Raw genomic sequence first — 16,939 nt, forward strand, 5'->3', positions numbered from 1 at the left:
GTGATACTCTTTTTTCAACCTGTATAAAATTTTCAAAGTTCATTAATTTCTGCTTGACTTTTTATTTGCAGACTTTTTGCAGAAGTATGTGTTAGACTCAAAAGCAGGAAACAAGAAAGCAGGTACCTTTATGAAAATCTTATCACCAACTCAGCTTACCGAACTCTGTCACTCCATCAGCCTTCCCCCGGAGATCACAGACGCTGTCCTTTCTGTACAGTCCTCAAAGGAGTTTACAGACCTCCTCCCCCAGGCCCTTCCCCTTCTTGAGGAGCTTCTCACCCCCGCCACCTGGGACGACGCCCTGGGGCGGCTGAAAGCGCTGATCGGCGAGGACCCTCTTGGCATAAAAATTCTCACCTTTATGCTCATCTGCTGCGGGGAAACCTGGTGCTCCTATCAGTCCCTTGGCATTTCCGGCGATATATATATTGAAACTCTGAAATGCTTTACCCGCTTTATAAATGAACACCAGGAAAGCTACGGCACCTTCGGCTTTGACCGGGACTTCTGGACCATGCGACAGCTGGCCGCCCGGCTCTTCCGCCTGGGCACGCTGGAATTTGAACTGACAGAGGACGGAGAAGGGAAAGCAGTCCACGTCCACATCCCATCGGACGCGGATCTCACCCCGGAGGCCCGCCACAGCTCCTACGATATGGCGAGGGACTTTATCGCCCGCTTTTTCCCCGCATACGAGGGCGCTCCCTTCCTTTGCACCTCCTGGCTTCTTAGCCCTGCGCTGAGGGAATGTCTGCCAGAGGGATCCCGGATCCGCTCCTTCCAGGATGAATACGAGGTGACCGATATGTTTCCGGAGCCGGACTCCTTCCTCACCTGGGTCTACAAGCGCCCGGACATCCCTCTTCCTGATCTGCCCGAGGGCACCTCCCTTCAGAGAAATCTGAAAAAATATCTCCTGGCAGGGGGGAAAGGTTGGAGAGGGGAAGGGCAGGCTGCTCTGTAAACGCATCTGAACATTGTGGATTGTGGATAAATTCATATTTGGGTACATAATTTTGCATATTTTTGTAGTGTACACATCATTGGTTTTATGATATACTTTTATTGTAAGGTAAAGAAGGTATCTCTATTTTAAAGATACCTTCAAACCATCAGCGAAGAAAGCAGGTGAAACAGTGCCGATATCTGAAGAAAGAAAAGAATACTTGTACGATTATAAAAAGTCCAGACTTAAACGCATCCCCTTAGACGTTCAAAAAGAGAAGTATGAGGAGATTAAAGCAGCGGCCGATAAAACCGGGGAGTCTGTGAACGGTTTTATCAAAAAGGCCATTGATGAACGGATGAAGCGGGAACAATAATATTCTTTTTTACTATTTATTCTTTTTCCACGGGCTATTTTAGTGCTTCATGAAAACGAGATTGGCGAAACCTTTTGGGATGATGAAGAATAGCCCTCTCGCAACCGTCAACACTCTCACCATGAAAGGATGTGTTATTATGCCATTACTGCAACAGAACAAAGAGTATACCATTGAAGATGTCTATGCCCTGCCGGATGGCCAGCGGGCGGAGCTGATTGACGGCCAGATGTATATGATGGCGCCTCCCACACGAAAACATCAGCAGATACTTGGCGCCCTCTATCGTAAGGTTGCGGACTATATCGACAAAAAAGGAGGCTCCTGTGAGGTCGATATCGCCCCATTTGCCGTGTTTTTGAACGAAGACGACAAAAACTATGTCGAGCCGGATATAAGCGTTATATGCAGCTCTGACAAGCTCACAGACAAAGGCTGCACAGGTGCTCCGGACTGGATTATCGAAATTGTCTCTCCAGGCAGCAGGCGGATGGACTACTATACCAAGTTGTTCAAATACCGAACTGCCGGAGTTCGTGAATACTGGATTGTTGATCCAGAGAAAAACAGGATCATGGTTTATTCGTTTGAGTCCGACGATACCGCAGAATATACTTTCTCTGAAGCTGTCAAAGCCGGGATCTATGATGATCTAACCATTGATTTTAGCTCAATAGATATCTAAGTAGCAAACTGCTGCCCATGCCATCACTGGCGGGGCAGCTTTTCTTTCTTGTTGGCACTTTTTTGGTACTTTCTTGTTGGCACTTTTTTGGTACTTCTCTTGATTTCCTGCTGCCGTCATGCTATACTATCCCACGTTGCAGACCCGCATAAAACCAAGGTCTTTCAAGGTCTGCCGGCGGTCACCGCCGTAAAATGTGCCGAGTGTTCGAGACCTTCCACTCGTAAAACAAAACTAAAGGAGAGAACTGAATATGAAGAACAAGAATGTAGCATTTATGACTCAGGCAGCCATGATCGCTGCCATCTACGTGGTGCTGACCTACATTTTCGCACCGATTTCCTTCGGGGAGATACAGGTGCGGATCGCGGAGGCGCTGACCATCCTGCCCCTCTTTACACCGGCGGCCATCCCGGGACTTTTCATCGGATGCCTGCTCGGAAATGTGGTGGGAGGAGCGCTTCTTCCGGACATTATCTTCGGAAGCCTGGCCACACTGATCGGAGCCGTGTTCACCTGGCTGCTGCGCAGCCGCAGACCGGTCATCGGCACACTGCCTCCCATCATTTCCAATGTAGTCATCGTCCCCCTGGTGCTCCGGATCGCCTATGGCGTGAACCTGCCGCTGCCCTTCCTGATGCTGACAGTTGGCGTTGGCGAGGTGATTTCCTGTACGATCCTGGGACTGATCGTCTACTATGCGCTGAACCGCTACCGGAACACACTGTTTCCCAGAGCCGCTGCCATGTAGGCTGAAGCGTTGCCGGTTCCTGCTCAGAATGCTCAAAAGATAGAAGAATACAAACGAGGCGCAGGCCGTTCTGTGATCCACACAGATGGCCTGCGCCTCGTTTATCTCTTCTTTTTTCTTATTCCAGCGCACTGATAAATGTGCGCCCGCTCCCCGCCAGGAGGCTGTCCATCTGCTCGTAGGAGATGGCTGTCCTGTTTCCCGTGGCCGTCTCTATGTAGGTCACATAGGACTGGTCGTAGCCGATGAGGATGACGGAGCTACCGTCCCCCCCGACGCCCACCACAGGCATATTGTTATTGACAATGTACAGCATCTCCTCCGTGGTGCATCCGGTCAGGTCCAGGGTCTGTCCGCCCAGCACCTCCTGTACGGCGTCCACAGCGGAGGCGCCCCCGGCCAGTCTCTCCCGAAGAGCATTCACCGCGTCATCCCTGTCTGTGATAAGGTACTCCAGATACCTGTTTCCTCTCTCCCACACATATTTCTGATCTCCGGACACCACCACGCCGCTGACCTCGTCCGCTTTCACGATGGCGTCCCCGGCCCTGTCATAGCTGCCCTGGAAACGGCCTGTCCCGTACACATAGTACACATCCCCCTCACCGGTCTCCTCAAAGGCCACCTGAGCCGGCTGCTCGTAGAGCACCTGCTTGGGCCTCAGCACCTTGGGATTTCTGTCGGGGATGCCGTCCGCAAAGGTGAGCCTCATCTGGGTCTCCTTCAGGTCTGTCACATAGGACTCAAGTGAGATATTGCTCTCCTTTTTCTCCGCATTGCTGGTGATCTGGCTGGCCGCGATCTGTGTGTAGGAGTCCCCGCTCTTCACCACCCGATCCAGGTTGATCATGCCGCCGGACACCTCCACGCTCAGCACATAGTCGCTGTCCGACTGGTAAGTCCTCTGCACCTTCTTGGCGCTGCTGCGTATCTCCACTTTATACATGGGGTACACCTCCTCGCCGGAGACCGTGCGCCCCGCGTCAGACTGTCTGGACATGCCGCACACAAAGTCTGTGTTCACAAATCCCAGAGGCCGGATGGAGGCGTCCTGATCAGCCTGCACCGTGTAGCTCTTCCCGGTCTCCAAATCCATGACCGTGACCTCCGAAGCCTCGTACAGGGTGCCGCTTGTCTGATAGGCTGCCAGCTGCCCGTCGTCGGAGGTGACATACTGTCCCTCCTCCAGCCCCTCCGCAAGGACTGTCTGCTCCTCGTTTTCCATATTGATCTCATAGAGCGTGCCTCCCGCCAGCACGTAGAGCATCTCCCGGTCCACGCTGTAGTAGACCAGCTTTCCCAGTTCCTCCGACGCCACGGCGGCGGACTTGCTGCTGGGAATAAAGGCCTTCTCATCGATGTTGTTCTGCTCTGCCTGATAATAGTAGATGGCCGCTCCCACCTCTCCCTCATGGGAGCCTCTGTTCATGTAGCCGCAGACCGCAAAGGTGACATTTCCGTCCCCATCCATGCGCAGCAGGCGGATCTCATGCTCATCTGTGAGATTTCGGATATCCTTGCTCTCCGAGTCCATAAAGCTGAAGAGAAGGGACATCTCGTCCGCCTCCTGATTGTAGTACCAGAGCTCTCCTCCCTGGACAAAGGCCACCCGGTTTCCCTCCTCGCTGACAAGATAGGGCACGTCGGGATCTGTAATCCCCAGAAGAATCCCCTTCTCGCTCAGCACCGTCTGGGTGGGGTCAAAGATCTGCTCCATAGTCCGGTCATAGTCCAGAAGATACATGGTTCCGGAGGCATTTCTCACCCGGAAAAATTCTTTTACTGTGTAGAGATCCCGCTCATTTTCCTCCCCTGCGCACTGCACCTGGTACTCCAGGATGACCGAGGTGTATGTAGAGTTCGACTCAGTGATCTTCCACCTCTCAGTCCCTGTCACCTGCGGCTGCAGGCTTCCCCAGGACACGTGGTCGTAGTCTGAGTGGATGGTCACGTGGTAAAAGTTCGTCCCCTCCTCGCCGGTCGGCTCAAGGGCTGCTCCCACACCCACATTCTCCACCTTTCCCATGGCATTTACATGGTAGTCGGAAATATATTTCAGACACTCCGGAAGGGAGAACTCTGCCCCGTCCGCTATTCTCGTATAGTAGTAAACCTCCTGATCGTCCACATGGAGAGTCAGAAGAAGGAGCCGCTCCTCCGTCAGAAGGCCCCCGTCAAAGGTAAGGCTCACCGTCTCCTGGGGCTCATCCACACTCTCCCGGGACAGCTGACTGGAGCCGTCCAGAGTGTATACTTCGTAGTCCAAAGACCGGATACGGGCATCGTAGGTCTGGATATGCATTTCCAGTGTCTGGTCGATTACCGGAGTGATGCTGTCCCGCATGGTGGTCACATCCATCTCCTGGGTGTAACCGGTCAGATAGTTCACCTCATATCCCTGACAGGCAAAGGACACAGAGGGCAAAGTGGCGCTCCCCAGGTCTGCTGTCATATTGTTGTTTCCTCTGTTGGTCACGTAGCTGAACACGATGACCGCCACGACAAAGACGGCGGCCAGTATGCCCGCGTGTATCAGGCGTCTCTTCATCTGTCTGCTCCTTGCTCTTTTTCTGACTTCGTATCTAACAGCCTTCCAAGCGTGGGACGCACGTGCAGCGCCTCCTCGCACATCTGCAGCTTCTCTTCATTGCTTCCCTTCCTTCCGGTCTTCACAGCCCGGATCAGTATGTTTTTCGGCGTGTGCTCCATGTCGATAAATTCCAGGATCTGAGTCTCATAGCCCTCTCTCTCCAGGTACTGGGCCCGCAGGGCATCCGTCACCAGAGCGGCCATCCTCTCTTTGATCAGGCCGTACTTAAGCACCGGCTCCAGGACATCGCTCTTAATCTGGCGGTTCAGCTCATGCTGACAGCAGGGCACGGACAGGATCACCTTCGCGTCCCAGCCGATGGCCTTGGCCAGGGCAAAGTCCGTGGCCGTGTCGCAGGCGTGTAGAGTGACCACCATGTCCACCCGGTCCACGCCGGTGTAGTCTGCAATATCTCCCTCCAGGAACCGCAGTTTCTCATAGCCGTACTTCCCGCTCAGCTCATTACATCGGCGGATCACGTCCCTCTTCAGGTCCAGGCCGATGATCCGTATGTCGTATCCCTTCAGCTCGTGAAGGTAGTAGTATATGGCAAATGTGAGGTAAGATTTCCCGCAGCCAAAATCGAGGATCGTCAGCTCCCTGCCGTCTTCGGCCCGGTCCTTAAGCCGGGGCAGGATATCTTCAATGAACTCCAGGAAACGGTTGATCTGGCGAAACTTGTCGAATTTCGCGTGAACCACCTTCCCTTCCCCGGTCATGACACCCAGATCCACCAGAAAGGGAACAGGCACCCCCTCCTCGAGGATGTATCTCTTCTGTCTGTTGTGAGACAGGTCAGCCTTCTTCGCCGGCTCCTTTCTGGCCTTCTTCTTTACGGTGACCTTTCCCTTTTTGCTCACCAGCGCCGTGACGGACGCCTGCCGCGTCTCCATCTGGAGTTGCTTCATCTCTTCCATATATAGGAGAAGCGCCGCGCAGGCTTCATCGGCGGGCAGGTTCCGGTGAAACGCCTGGTTCCCCTTAAACTCCTCCAACTGAAAGAAAAGTGTGCCCTTCTTCAGCAGGGGGCGCACCTTCACTTTGACCGCGCCGCCCTTTGTCCTTGGACTGCTGAGGGTGGCGGAGATAAAATCTGTATTTAAATTTTCTTCAAATAGTACTCTTAAATTTTCCATAGCCATATTATAGCGCAAGATGGGAAATGAGTAAATGGGGACCGGTTTTTTTCAGAAAATACCAGTCCCCATTGATCTCTCACTATGCTGCTTTTACTGCTCCGGCGCTGCCCCCTGGCCCTCCGGGGCCCCATCCTTTGTCACCCTTGGGAAGGTGATAGTCACCTTGAAGAGGTCTCCGTCCAGATACAGTGTAAATGTGCCTCCCTGCATCTCGGTCAGGGATTTGGCGATGGAAAGTCCCAGCCCGCTTCCTTCGGTGCTCCGGGACACGTCGCCCCGGATAAAGCGCTCGGTCAGCTCATCCGCGTCAATGTTCAGGGGCTGCTCAGACACATTTTTCAGATTAAAGGTCACAGTCTTCGCATCCACTGTCAGGTCCGCGTAGATCCTGGTTCCCTCCATGGCGTATTTGGCGGCGTTGTTGTAAATATTCTCCAGCACTCTCCACATGCGACGTCCGTCCACGTGGATGATAGCCTCCTCCTCCGGAAGAGTCAGCACCTCCTTCAGACCCCTGGCGCCGAATTTCTCCTCGAACTCCCCGCTGGTCTGTTGGATCATCTCCACCAGGTTGATGTTCATGTACTCCAGAGAGATATTTCCGGAGCTCACCTTGGACGCCTCCACCACGTCCTCTGTCAGGGTCTTCAGTCTCTGTGCCTTGGCCTCCAGCACATCCAGATAGCCCCGTATCTTCGGATCTGTGAAATTCTCCCTCTTCAGAAGGTCCACGTAGTTGATGATGGAGGTGAGAGGCGTCTTGATGTCATGGGATACATTGGTGATCAGGTCTGTCTTCAGCCTCTCATTTTTCATGCTGGCCTCCACAGCCGCGTCAAGCCCCTCGCCAATGGTATTGATCTTCCCGGCAATGTCTCTCTGTCCGCCTTTGAGATCGTCCAGGGGAATCTTGTAGTCCACCTCGCCGGCCGCGATCTTCTCGATCCCGGCTCCCAGCCTGTTTCTTCCGATGGCCTGCTGGATCATGTAGACCGCCACCAGCACATCCACCGCGAACATGAGGAGCGCAAAGAGGAATACGCTTCCTCCGGACTCCAGCACCAGGAAGTGTAGAAAGAGCACTGCCAGCAGCGCCACCACGATCCGCCACACCTCGTTCATATGCCGGATCACCTTCCGCACAAAGCCGCACAGCCATCTGAGGATACTGTTCTTCCAGAGGGTGCCCGCCTTGATCCTGCGCACCAGGCTCAGGTAGCCGATCATAAACACAGCGCAGCTGAGCACCGCGATCAGGGATACCACCACCACATCCGGCACGTTGATATCAAATGCGGTCTCTGTGTAATAGTAGGACGCGTCTCCCTGGTAGACAACTCCCACAAAAGGTCCATAGACATTGGTGACCAGGTATACCAGGCAGACCCAGGCTATGACAGTCACCGCTGCCGCCAGCTCGGTCTTGATCCGGTCAAAGAAATTCAGGTGAAGCTCTTCGTCCCTGTTTGTGCGGCCGGCCACAATAGTGAGCCACACAAGGATGCCCAGAATTCCCACCACCGAGAGGACGCCCATGGCGATCACACCCTGGATGGCCGGCGCGTATTTCTCATACCGCTGGTTCTGTACATAGTAGCTGTCCTGCACCGGGTAGTCAGTGTTGATGCCCACTGCATACACGAAATGATCTCCTGCGGGACCCATGTTCTCCACGGTGTGTCTCCAGCTGTTTCCCTCCACGCCGCTCATATTGCTGTCAAAGTCGGCCAGGGCCGGGCGAACTACCGTGTAGCTTCCCTCTTCCTTCAGCTTCTGGATATTGTCCTCCAGGCTGTCATAGTCCGCAAACGCCGCTCTGTTTGTGCTCACTGTCCCGGAGGCGGTGTCCGCATATATATAGGTAAGATTTGTGTTTCCCTCCTCCCAGGCATCGCCTGCCGCCTCGTAATTGTCCATTTTCTGTGACACCAGGTCGATAGCCGAGTAGATTTCCGAGTAGGCCTCGTAGAGCTTTCCGTTCCAACGCTCGTCACTGTTCACTATATCCAGAATGGACTGGACTCCGTCCGGGCTGGGCCCCTCCTGGATCCAGAAGCCGTCATAGTTCCAGATGGTGCGGTAGATGACCTGATTGTTCTGGTCTACCACCGTTCCCAGGCCGTCCCCCTCGTACAGGGTGCCGTCCCGCAGGTAGTTCATGACATCCTCGGATGTGACTCCTGTGTCCGGGTCTGTCATAAAAGACAGCTCCCCGGAGTCGATCAGGCTCTTCAGCTCCTCATAATAGTAGTACTCGTACGTGCCGTCCGGCCTCTGGCATACCACGATGGAGTTCTCCCCGCTGTTGTAGGACATGTTGTCGCCGGAGGAGAGGTCCCCGCTGTTCAGCTTATCTCTCCAGTCCACCAGGTCGTGGATCGTGTACGCCAGGCCGCTTTCATTCTCACCTGAAATATTTCCCGTGTCGTAGAGGGTCTGGATGTCCACCAGCTTGTTTTCATCCAGCTTCCCGTCTGTCTCCAGATCCCCCTTGTCCGCCAGAGCGTTCAGTATGCTCTGGGAGTCATAATAGGCCTGCTGCCCAAAGCCCTCTGACCGGGCGTAGCTGGCCTCCGATTTCCCTGAAAAAATATCCTGGGCCATGCCCGGGTAGGCCGCCAGCCACACAAGGCTTATGACCGCCAGGACCACAAGCACATGCTGAACCAGAAGCAGGACTCCCTTTATGGGAGCCGATTTATACCATTTATTCATACGTTCTCCCTCCTAAAGCTTCTCCACCTTATAGCCCACGCCCCAGACCACCTTCAGGTATCTGGGATCCTTCGGGTTGATCTCGATCTTCTCGCGGATGTGACGGATGTGCACCGCCACTGTGTTGTCCGCTCCGATGGCATCCTCGTTCCAGATGTTTTCATAGATCTGTTCGATAGAAAAAACCTTGCCCTGATTTTTCACGAGAAGCAGCAGGATATTGTACTCAATGGGTGTCAGCTTCACCGGCTCCCCGTCCACGGTCACCTCCTTGAGATCATCGTTGATGGACAGCCCCCCTGTCGTGTACACTGCCGCGTCTGTCTCTTTTGCCGTGCTCCCAAGCTGGGTGTATCTGCGCAGCTGGGATTTCACCCTGGCCACCAGCTCCAGCGGATTAAACGGCTTTGTCACATAGTCGTCCGCCCCCACATTGAGTCCGAGGATCTTATCCGCGTCCTCGGACTTTGCAGAGAGGATGATAATGGGAATATTGTTCTCTTCCCGGATCTTCAGCGTCGCCCGGATCCCGTCCAGACGGGGCATCATGACATCGATCACAAGAAGGTCCACATCGTTGGCCTTCAGCACCTTCAGCGCCTCCTGCCCGTCGTAGGCCTTCAGCACCTCATAGCCCTCCTGTGTCAGATATATGTCAATTGCCTCCACGATCTCTTTATCGTCGTCGCATACTAATATTTTTGCCATCTTCTATCACCTCCCTTACATATTACAAGAATAGCAGGGATTTTTTAAGAGGCAGTTGGGGAAATTCTTAAGAAATTATGAAATCATTTCAGATGGTTCAGCCCTCTCCTTCGGATCACCTCCGCCAGGTCGTAGAAGGCCAGGTTGAGATCCACGTCCCCGGCGATCCCACGGACGCTCCCGCTCTCCGTGTACTGCCACATGGCAATACCGTCAATGCCCGGCTCGCGGGCGTACCTGGCGAACCAGAGGGCGTACTTTTCCCGGAGTCTTTCATCGAACATCCGCTCCAGAAAGTCCAGATTACTGTAGTACATGGCAAAATACCCCCTGTCCTCCACCTCCCCGCAAAACTCCTCTACGATCCGGGTGGCCAGCTCCTTTGTCACTGTGACGCCTTTTGTCTGGGCGTACCGGACTGAATCCTGCTCAAAATCGATGCACACCGGGTATTCCACCCTGTAATCCTCTATGGTCTCCAGGCACTGGCGCGCCTCCTGACGCGCCATATCAGGCGTATAGGCGTAGGAAAACCAGTAAACGCCGAAAGGGATGCCCTCCGCGCAGCACCCCTCCGCGTTCCTGCGAAACTGGACATCAATGCTCCCGCTGCCAAATCCTGCCCGGAGCATAGCGAACTCCACGCCCGCCCGCTTTACCTCCGCCCAGTCAATATTCCCCTGAAATCTGCTCACGTCTATTCCAAAAATACTCACAGAGCCACCGCCTTTTTTTCTGTTCATGATCAGTATATGTCATTCCCGTCAAAAGGTTCACAAATACGTCTTGTTTTATCGTAGAATGTCGAATAATGTCGTTTATAATTAGAAGCGGGCTGCTTTCCGATAATATAGCATGTGGAGTTCTGCCAGGCAGGAAGGGAGTTATAGTTATCGCTGAAATGAAAGATATTCAATACCTTGTGCGTTCTCTTGGAATTGGTGCTACCTATAGGGGATATAGATATTTGATCGTTGCGGTTTCACTTTGCCTTGAAGACGAAGACTACCTGCTCGGCATCAGCAAGCTACTATATCCTAAAATCGCAGAGATCTGCCACACAAGCGCCGGAAGTGTGGAGCGTGACCTGCGCACTGTCATCACCGTATGCTGGGAAAGAGGAAACAAAAATCTTTTGCAGGCCATTTCTCCCTGCCCTCTTTTCAGCAAACCTACGACTGGTGAATTCGTCGATATTCTTACAGGGCATTTAAAATAACCGAAGCAAAATGGGCCCTCCTCCCTTCCTGCTTTTCTTTCCCATCACATCAGATGTATACTGCCCCATATGCGCGCCGGCATATGCACGCTGTCATATGTGCGCTTCCAGCCACAGAGCACCACTCTACCGGGATACTGTCCTGTCCATACCGCACGGAAATGTCTCATCCGCACAGCCACAATCCTCACGCACACTCCTGTAGAGCCTGTATCCTCCTGAAAGGTTATAGCAGTCAAATCCCTTCTGGGACAGAATACAGCACGCAATATAGCTGCGCAGACCGCTCTGGCATGCGGCGTAAACCGGCTTTCCCTGCTCCAGCTCGCCTATCCGCTCACGCAGCTCATCCAGAGGAATATTGCAAAAGCCGTCTATATGTCCGGCCCCGTACTCCTGCTCTGTGCGCACATCCAGCAGAGTCACACTCCCGTCCCTCGGCAGCGTGTCTGCCTCGTGCCAGTGAAACTGCTTCAGCCTTCCGTCTGCTATATTCTCGATGATAAAGCCGGCCATATTGACCGGGCTCTTGGCCGAAGAGTAGGGTGGCGCGTAGGCCAGATCCAGATCCTTGAGCCGGGTAGCTGTCATCCCCGCGCTTATGGCCGTGGCCAGCACGTCGATCTGTTTGTCTACCCCCTCATATCCCACGATCTGGGCTCCCAGCAGACGGCAGGTCTCCTTTTCATAGATTACTTTCATGATCATCGTCCTGGCGCCGGGATAGTAGCCCGCATGGCTGGCCGGGGAGAGGTAGACCTTGTCAGCTCTGATGCCCGCTCTCTCTGCCGCCTGCTCATTAATCCCAGTGACAGCCGCCGTCATATCAAACACTTTGATGATGGAGGATCCCTGGGAGCCTCTGTAACGGCTGTCGCCGCCGCAGATGTTGTCCGCCGCAATGCGCCCCTGTCTGTTGGCCGGGCCTGCCAGGGAGAGGAGCACATCCTCTCCGGAAACAGACTGTATGACCTGCACCGCATCCCCCACAGCGTAGATGTCCGGCACAGATGTCTCCATCCGGTCGTTTACGACAATGCTGTCCTTCAGGCCCAGCCTCAATCCGGCCTCCTTTGCCAGATGAGTGTCAGGCGAGACTCCCAGTGCAAAAACAGTCATGTCTGCCGCCAGAGCCTTGCCGTCCTTCAGGAGAACCCGAAGGCTGCCGCCATTTTCCTCCACTCCCTCCACTGCGTGTCCCAGCAGCAGCTTTACACCGTTCTTTCTCATCCTGGCATGGATAAAGGAGGCCATATCCGGGTCAAAGGGCTTCATAAGCTGCCCGGGGCGCTGGACAATGGTGACATCCATCCCCAGCTCCCGGAGATTTTCTGCCAGCTCCAGACTGATGAACCCGCCGCCGGCCAGAACCGCTGACCTGGGATGATTTTTCTCTATGAATGTCCGGATCCGCAGCGTATCCTCCACAGTGCGCAGGGTAAACAGCCCCGGCACTCCCGCGTCCACCGATCGGGGCAGAATGGGCTTTGCCCCAGGTGAAAGGAGAAGTCTGTCGTAGCTCTCCTCAAAGCTTTCCCCGCTGTCCAGGCTGCGGACAGTCACAGTCCTGCGCTCCGGATGAATAGCCGTCACTTCATGGCGCACACGCATGTCAATGCGGAAGCGGCTCCAGAAGCTCTCCGGAGTCTGTAACGTCAGCTCCGATGCCTCCCCGATCACGCCGCCGATATAATAGGGCAGGCCGCAGTTCGCATAGGAGACATATCCGGATCTCTCGAATACGATCACCTCCGCCTCCTCGTCCAGTCTGCGGATCCTGGCCGCCGCCGTGGCTCCTCCTGCCACTCCCCCTACGATCACAACCTTCATGTCAATCTCTCCTTTCCGCCAGCATTTCACTGCCGTATCTCTTTTCGCTCATATCAGTATAATGTTAGCACATTTCCGGCTTTTTTTCTGTGATGTCGTCACACATATCCCCTGCATCTATTCCGGACTTTGTATTTTTTGCTGTTTTGCACAGATTTTCATATTTTCCCTTGCATTTTGGCCTTTTCTATGATAAGATAACATTCGTTCGCGGGTGTAGTTCAATGGTAGAACACCAGCCTTCCAAGCTGGATACGTGGGTTCGATTCCCATCACCCGCTTGATTTTTTTACAAAAGCTGTTATACTGGAAATATGCAGATATAGTCTATCGGTATGACGCTAGCTTCCCAAGCTGGAAAGGCGGGTTCGACTCCCGTTATCTGCTCTTGAAAATCTATCAGAGGCTTCACAGCTTTGCCGAAGCCGGGCAGAAAAAGTAATCAGGCGCCCACCCGGGTGGCTGGTTATTTTTTTGTTCACTCCCTTAGCGCTGCAGCCTCATTGCCATAAATCCCTTGATTTTACAGCATTTCGTGCTATAATAAAAGGTAATGAATAGAGCGAAAACTTTCGATATTTGTCATTTTTTTAATTCTAAACATACAGATTATAAAAACTTAAGGTTCTATTAAGAAACTTTCTGATTTTTTTAGAGACCGGTCATATTTTAGACATATCTGTTCCCTATAATAACAGTCAGATAGTTGATCAACAGTCAACTATCTCCCCCCTCATAAAGTAAGGCACCAGGGCGGAAACCTTTGGTGTTGCACTTTACTCTCATTCCTTTAGATAACTATAACAACGACGAAAACCCGCCGGCCGAAAGGCCAGCGGGTTTTCGCTGTCTAAAGTTTGTCCAAAACGCGTCCCGGTCCTGTCCGCTCCAAAATACAGTTGCGGGATCTCCCCACTTTGCTTTATTATAGAAAAAAAGATTTTCTATCAGGAGAGCGTAGATCATGGAAAACAAAAAGGAAACATTTGCATCTGACACCTCAGGGAGAACCGCTGCCGACTGGGCAAAAGCGCTGTCCATCCTGCTGGCAGGACTCGCCGTTGCTCATCTTGGAGTAACGCTCTTTCTCCTGTCAGAGCTCGGCACAGATACATTCACCGTATTCATCCAGGGACTGTCCCATCTGTCCGGCCTCACGGTGGGAACCGTCCACGTCATTGTCCTTTGCATCCTCATGATCCTCATGCTGCTTGGCACAAAAGGCTATGTAAAGCCGGGCACTGTTGTCTGCGCTTTCTGCGGCGGCCCCATCATCGATCTGTTCACCTGGCTTCTGGGATGCTGGATCAACGGCGCTTCGGACATGGCTGTCCGCATCGCCAGCATGCTCCTGGGATGCGTCATTTTGTCAGCCGGCATGTCCATTGTCATCAACAGCAACGCAGGCACCGGCCCCAACGACCTGGTGGCCGTGATCCTGTCCGACCGCCTCCCCTCCGTCCAGTTTCGGTGGGTGCGCGTAGGCTGCGACCTCTTTTTTGTAGTGCTTGGCTTCCTGCTCGGAGGCACTGTGGGCGCGGGGACTGTGGCCGCCGTCTTTCTAACCGGACCTCTCGTCCAGTTCTGGCTTCCCAGGACGAAAAAGCCTGTGCAGGCCATTCTGCATGAGGATTTCTGAAAAGTGTCCATTTCTCTTCTTTACATCACAGTTTTTCTTCTCAGTCTCTCCTGCGGCAGACTGCGCAGAAATGACAGCAAGGAAACAATAACAGGTCTGTCTTTTGTGCCAAAATGGTTAACTTTTACTTTGTTGATATCCTTCTTTTTCTTGTGGTACTATTTTTGTAAATAATCCACCTGCTCAGGAGAGCCTTGTCGCATCATCCTGGCACCGCAGGAGCAGAGGAGGTAGAAGTTTCATGCACGCACATCCTTTCACAGACCAGCAGATCCTGGACAGGATCAACCGCAGTCCCCAGACCGGCCTTACTCTTCTCATGGAGCGCTACACGGGTCTTATCTGGAGCATTGTCTCCCGGCATTTGCAAAATCCGGAAGATATTAAGGAGTGCGTAAACGAAACCTTCTCCATCTTCTATTTCCAGCGGGACAAGTATAATCCGCAGAAGTCCTCCCTGCCCGTCTATCTGGCTGCTATCGCCCGAAATCTAGCCGTCTCCCGCTACCGGAAAGAAAAAAGCCGTGGCCGCGTTGCTACATCTACCGCAGACCGCCAGATTGCCCTGGCAGAACTCCGGGCCGATGTAGAGAGAGCAATGAAAGAACTTCGCCCCGATGAAGCGGACCTGATCCGTATGAAATATTATGACGGCATGTCCATAAAAGAAATCGCCGCCTCCCTGGGGCTGCCCTACGAGACTGTAAAAAAGAGACATCAGCGCAGTATAGGAAAACTGCGTCGTTCCTTCCTGCTCACCCTCATCATTGTGGCACTACTGGCCCTGTCAGCCTGCACCTACTGCGTACTGCGGCACTACGATCTCATCCCGGACCTGTGGGAAATCATCGTTGGGAAAAACGAAGAGGATAACAAGCCCGAGCCTTTGATCATAACAGATAATGACAAAGACAACGAACAGCCCGAAGATTCCGGTACAAAGGCAAACATGCAGCCGCAGGCAAATGCACAGGACAATCCGGTACAGTCCCAGGACAATTTTGCTGCTGTCCGGGAATCCTCTCCCGGCAGCACCAGCGGGATCCAGTCTGCTTTTTACTGGCTGGACGGCTATGGCCCGGTCTCCACTCCCGAAACCGCCGCCTACAATATGGGGACTCCAGTCTCCTTTGAGACAGAATACGTGACCGGCACTCTGAAGTCGGCCGTATATGCAGAGAGCACTCTCAAAGTAAAGGTTCTGGTCCAGGCCAGGGGAGACGCTTTCCCCGATATCTCAAACCCTGAGTTCCCCCTGTTCTCCATACCTTCAGACTCTTTCATCCCATACTTTCATGATCTGTACCTGGATGGAGTGCTTCTTGGCTCCGGAACTGTCACCAGAGGCAATTCGGGTAACAGTTTTCAGTGGCTTTACTGCACTTACGAAAATATAGAAATGCCCGCTTCCCCGGAAGTTCTCACACTCTCTCTGTCTTCCGCAACTTCCCTGGGACAGATCTTTGACTTCTCCTGCAGCGTGGATGTCACCTTCTCCATGGAACGCACACCTGTCCGGGAGGTTCAGGACAATGTATATAAGATTAACGATCTATACAGTCTCCTCACTGTCCCTCGCCGAGATGACAGCGGAGCTTTGATCCTGTCCATCTACCCTCTCTGCAGCGGAGACGGTCCGAACATCATGCCAGAAGTTATCTGTCCCGCCTTTTTCAGTGATGGGTACAGCCAAAATCCTTTTACAGTGACAGATCCGTACGGAAATGTACACACCGGGGAATGTCAGGAGTACTATTCCATGAACAGCGGCATCGATTATTTCGAATGGAATTTCGGCCAGGTTCCTCCCGGCGGGATCACCCTTCATATCCCTTTCTTCTGTCTCTCCGATAAAATGCCCGAAGATTTCTACATACCTGTTGATCTGTCGGAATGCACTTTTTCTGCGGAAAAATCCTGTGAAATTTACGGAGGGCGGCTGTATCTGGAACAAGTAGAAGAAGTCTGTCCATCTCCTGACAGTCAGATAGAAGAACTCCGTTCCGTCTCCTCATGCCCGCGTATTCGCTATTGGAAATTCACACTCCGCTTTGAAAGCAACATACCCGACCTCTATCTGTGTGCTTTTAATGTTACCGGCGATCAGGATATACTGCCAGAAGCCAGCTGTAATCTCTGTCCCTGTGGGCTTCTAGCCATGTCAACTCCTATAGCCGGTGACTTTCATACAGGAGAAATCTTATCTGTCGCTGGCATCGACACGTCCTACTATGACGTCTCCACATTCCGCCTGGTACCTGTAAGCAATGCGCCAATCCCCCAGATCAACTACCTCTGGGACAAAGATTTGGACATACCTCTGTTTGTCAATTAACGC

13 protein-coding genes and 2 tRNA genes are annotated in these 16,939 nt (G+C 53.1%); 9 read left to right on the forward strand and 6 right to left on the reverse strand.

Annotated features, from left to right (window positions below):
* The first annotated feature begins 130 nt into the window (after positions 1-130).
* The 4 genes from FGQ86_RS12955 to FGQ86_RS12970 all read left to right on the forward strand — a co-directional run bounded on the left by FGQ86_RS12955 (position 131) and on the right by FGQ86_RS12970 (position 2,761).
* Positions 131-967: an acyltransferase domain-containing protein gene (locus FGQ86_RS12955; protein WP_138304493.1), complete on the forward strand. Its 837-nt coding sequence runs from the start codon at positions 131-133 to the stop codon at positions 965-967.
* A gap of 172 nt (positions 968-1,139) precedes the next feature.
* Entirely contained in the window at positions 1,140-1,325 is a 186-nt protein-coding gene (locus FGQ86_RS12960; protein WP_138304495.1) for a hypothetical protein, read from the forward strand.
* Positions 1,326-1,464: 139 nt separating this feature from the next.
* Positions 1,465-2,010: a Uma2 family endonuclease gene (locus FGQ86_RS12965; protein ID WP_138304497.1), complete on the forward strand. Its 546-nt coding sequence runs from the start codon at positions 1,465-1,467 to the stop codon at positions 2,008-2,010.
* 253 nt (positions 2,011-2,263) lie between these two features.
* Entirely contained in the window at positions 2,264-2,761 is a 498-nt protein-coding gene (locus FGQ86_RS12970) for a QueT transporter family protein (RefSeq protein ID WP_033125772.1), read from the forward strand.
* Between the two features lie 118 nt (positions 2,762-2,879).
* Here FGQ86_RS12970 and FGQ86_RS12975 read toward each other — a convergent pair whose 3' ends face one another.
* The 5 genes from FGQ86_RS12975 to FGQ86_RS12995 all read right to left on the reverse strand — a co-directional run bounded on the left by FGQ86_RS12975 (position 2,880) and on the right by FGQ86_RS12995 (position 10,629).
* Positions 2,880-5,309, reverse strand: coding sequence for a hypothetical protein (locus tag FGQ86_RS12975; protein WP_033125771.1), 2,430 nt, complete (start codon positions 5,307-5,309; stop codon positions 2,880-2,882).
* The gene (locus FGQ86_RS12980) at positions 5,306-6,487 is read right to left on the reverse strand and encodes an SAM-dependent methyltransferase (RefSeq protein ID WP_138304499.1); all 1,182 of its coding nucleotides are present in this window, start codon (positions 6,485-6,487) and stop codon (positions 5,306-5,308) included. The genes FGQ86_RS12975 and FGQ86_RS12980 overlap by 4 nt, the downstream gene beginning before the upstream one ends.
* Positions 6,488-6,580: 93 nt before the next feature.
* A complete protein-coding gene (locus tag FGQ86_RS12985; RefSeq protein ID WP_033125770.1) occupies positions 6,581-9,205 on the reverse strand; it encodes a HAMP domain-containing sensor histidine kinase in 2,625 nt (874 codons plus the stop codon).
* Between the two features lie 12 nt (positions 9,206-9,217).
* On the reverse strand, positions 9,218-9,913 hold the full coding sequence (locus FGQ86_RS12990; protein ID WP_033125769.1) for a response regulator transcription factor: 696 nt from the start codon (positions 9,911-9,913) through the stop codon (positions 9,218-9,220).
* 83 nt (positions 9,914-9,996) lie between these two features.
* Positions 9,997-10,629 (reverse strand): glycoside hydrolase family 25 protein, encoded by a 633-nt coding sequence (locus FGQ86_RS12995; protein ID WP_081958024.1) that lies wholly within the window; start codon positions 10,627-10,629, stop codon positions 9,997-9,999.
* A 95-nt stretch (positions 10,630-10,724) separates the two neighbouring features.
* Between FGQ86_RS12995 and FGQ86_RS13000 the strand changes: the two genes are divergently transcribed.
* Positions 10,725-11,132 (forward strand): sporulation initiation factor Spo0A C-terminal domain-containing protein, encoded by a 408-nt coding sequence (locus FGQ86_RS13000; protein ID WP_242842830.1) that lies wholly within the window; start codon positions 10,725-10,727, stop codon positions 11,130-11,132.
* A 126-nt stretch (positions 11,133-11,258) separates the two neighbouring features.
* Here FGQ86_RS13000 and FGQ86_RS13005 read toward each other — a convergent pair whose 3' ends face one another.
* Positions 11,259-12,962, reverse strand: a complete 1,704-nt coding sequence (locus FGQ86_RS13005) for an FAD-dependent oxidoreductase (protein WP_138304501.1) — start codon at positions 12,960-12,962, stop codon at positions 11,259-11,261.
* A 210-nt stretch (positions 12,963-13,172) separates the two neighbouring features.
* Here FGQ86_RS13005 and FGQ86_RS13010 point away from each other — a divergent pair.
* From FGQ86_RS13010 to FGQ86_RS13025, 4 genes are all read left to right on the forward strand, one after another.
* Positions 13,173-13,243 (forward strand) — tRNA-Gly (locus tag FGQ86_RS13010).
* A gap of 35 nt (positions 13,244-13,278) precedes the next feature.
* Positions 13,279-13,349, forward strand: a tRNA-Gly gene (locus FGQ86_RS13015).
* A 577-nt stretch (positions 13,350-13,926) separates the two neighbouring features.
* Positions 13,927-14,601: a hypothetical protein gene (locus FGQ86_RS13020; RefSeq protein ID WP_138304503.1), complete on the forward strand. Its 675-nt coding sequence runs from the start codon at positions 13,927-13,929 to the stop codon at positions 14,599-14,601.
* Positions 14,602-14,842: 241 nt separating this feature from the next.
* The gene (locus FGQ86_RS13025) at positions 14,843-16,936 is read left to right on the forward strand and encodes a sigma-70 family RNA polymerase sigma factor (RefSeq protein ID WP_138304505.1); all 2,094 of its coding nucleotides are present in this window, start codon (positions 14,843-14,845) and stop codon (positions 16,934-16,936) included.
* Positions 16,937-16,939: the final 3 nt, after the last annotated feature.

The organism is Clostridium sp. BSD2780061688st1 H5 (assembly GCF_005845155.1).
Taxonomy (GTDB): domain Bacteria; phylum Bacillota; class Clostridia; order Lachnospirales; family Lachnospiraceae; genus Claveliimonas; species Claveliimonas intestinigallinarum.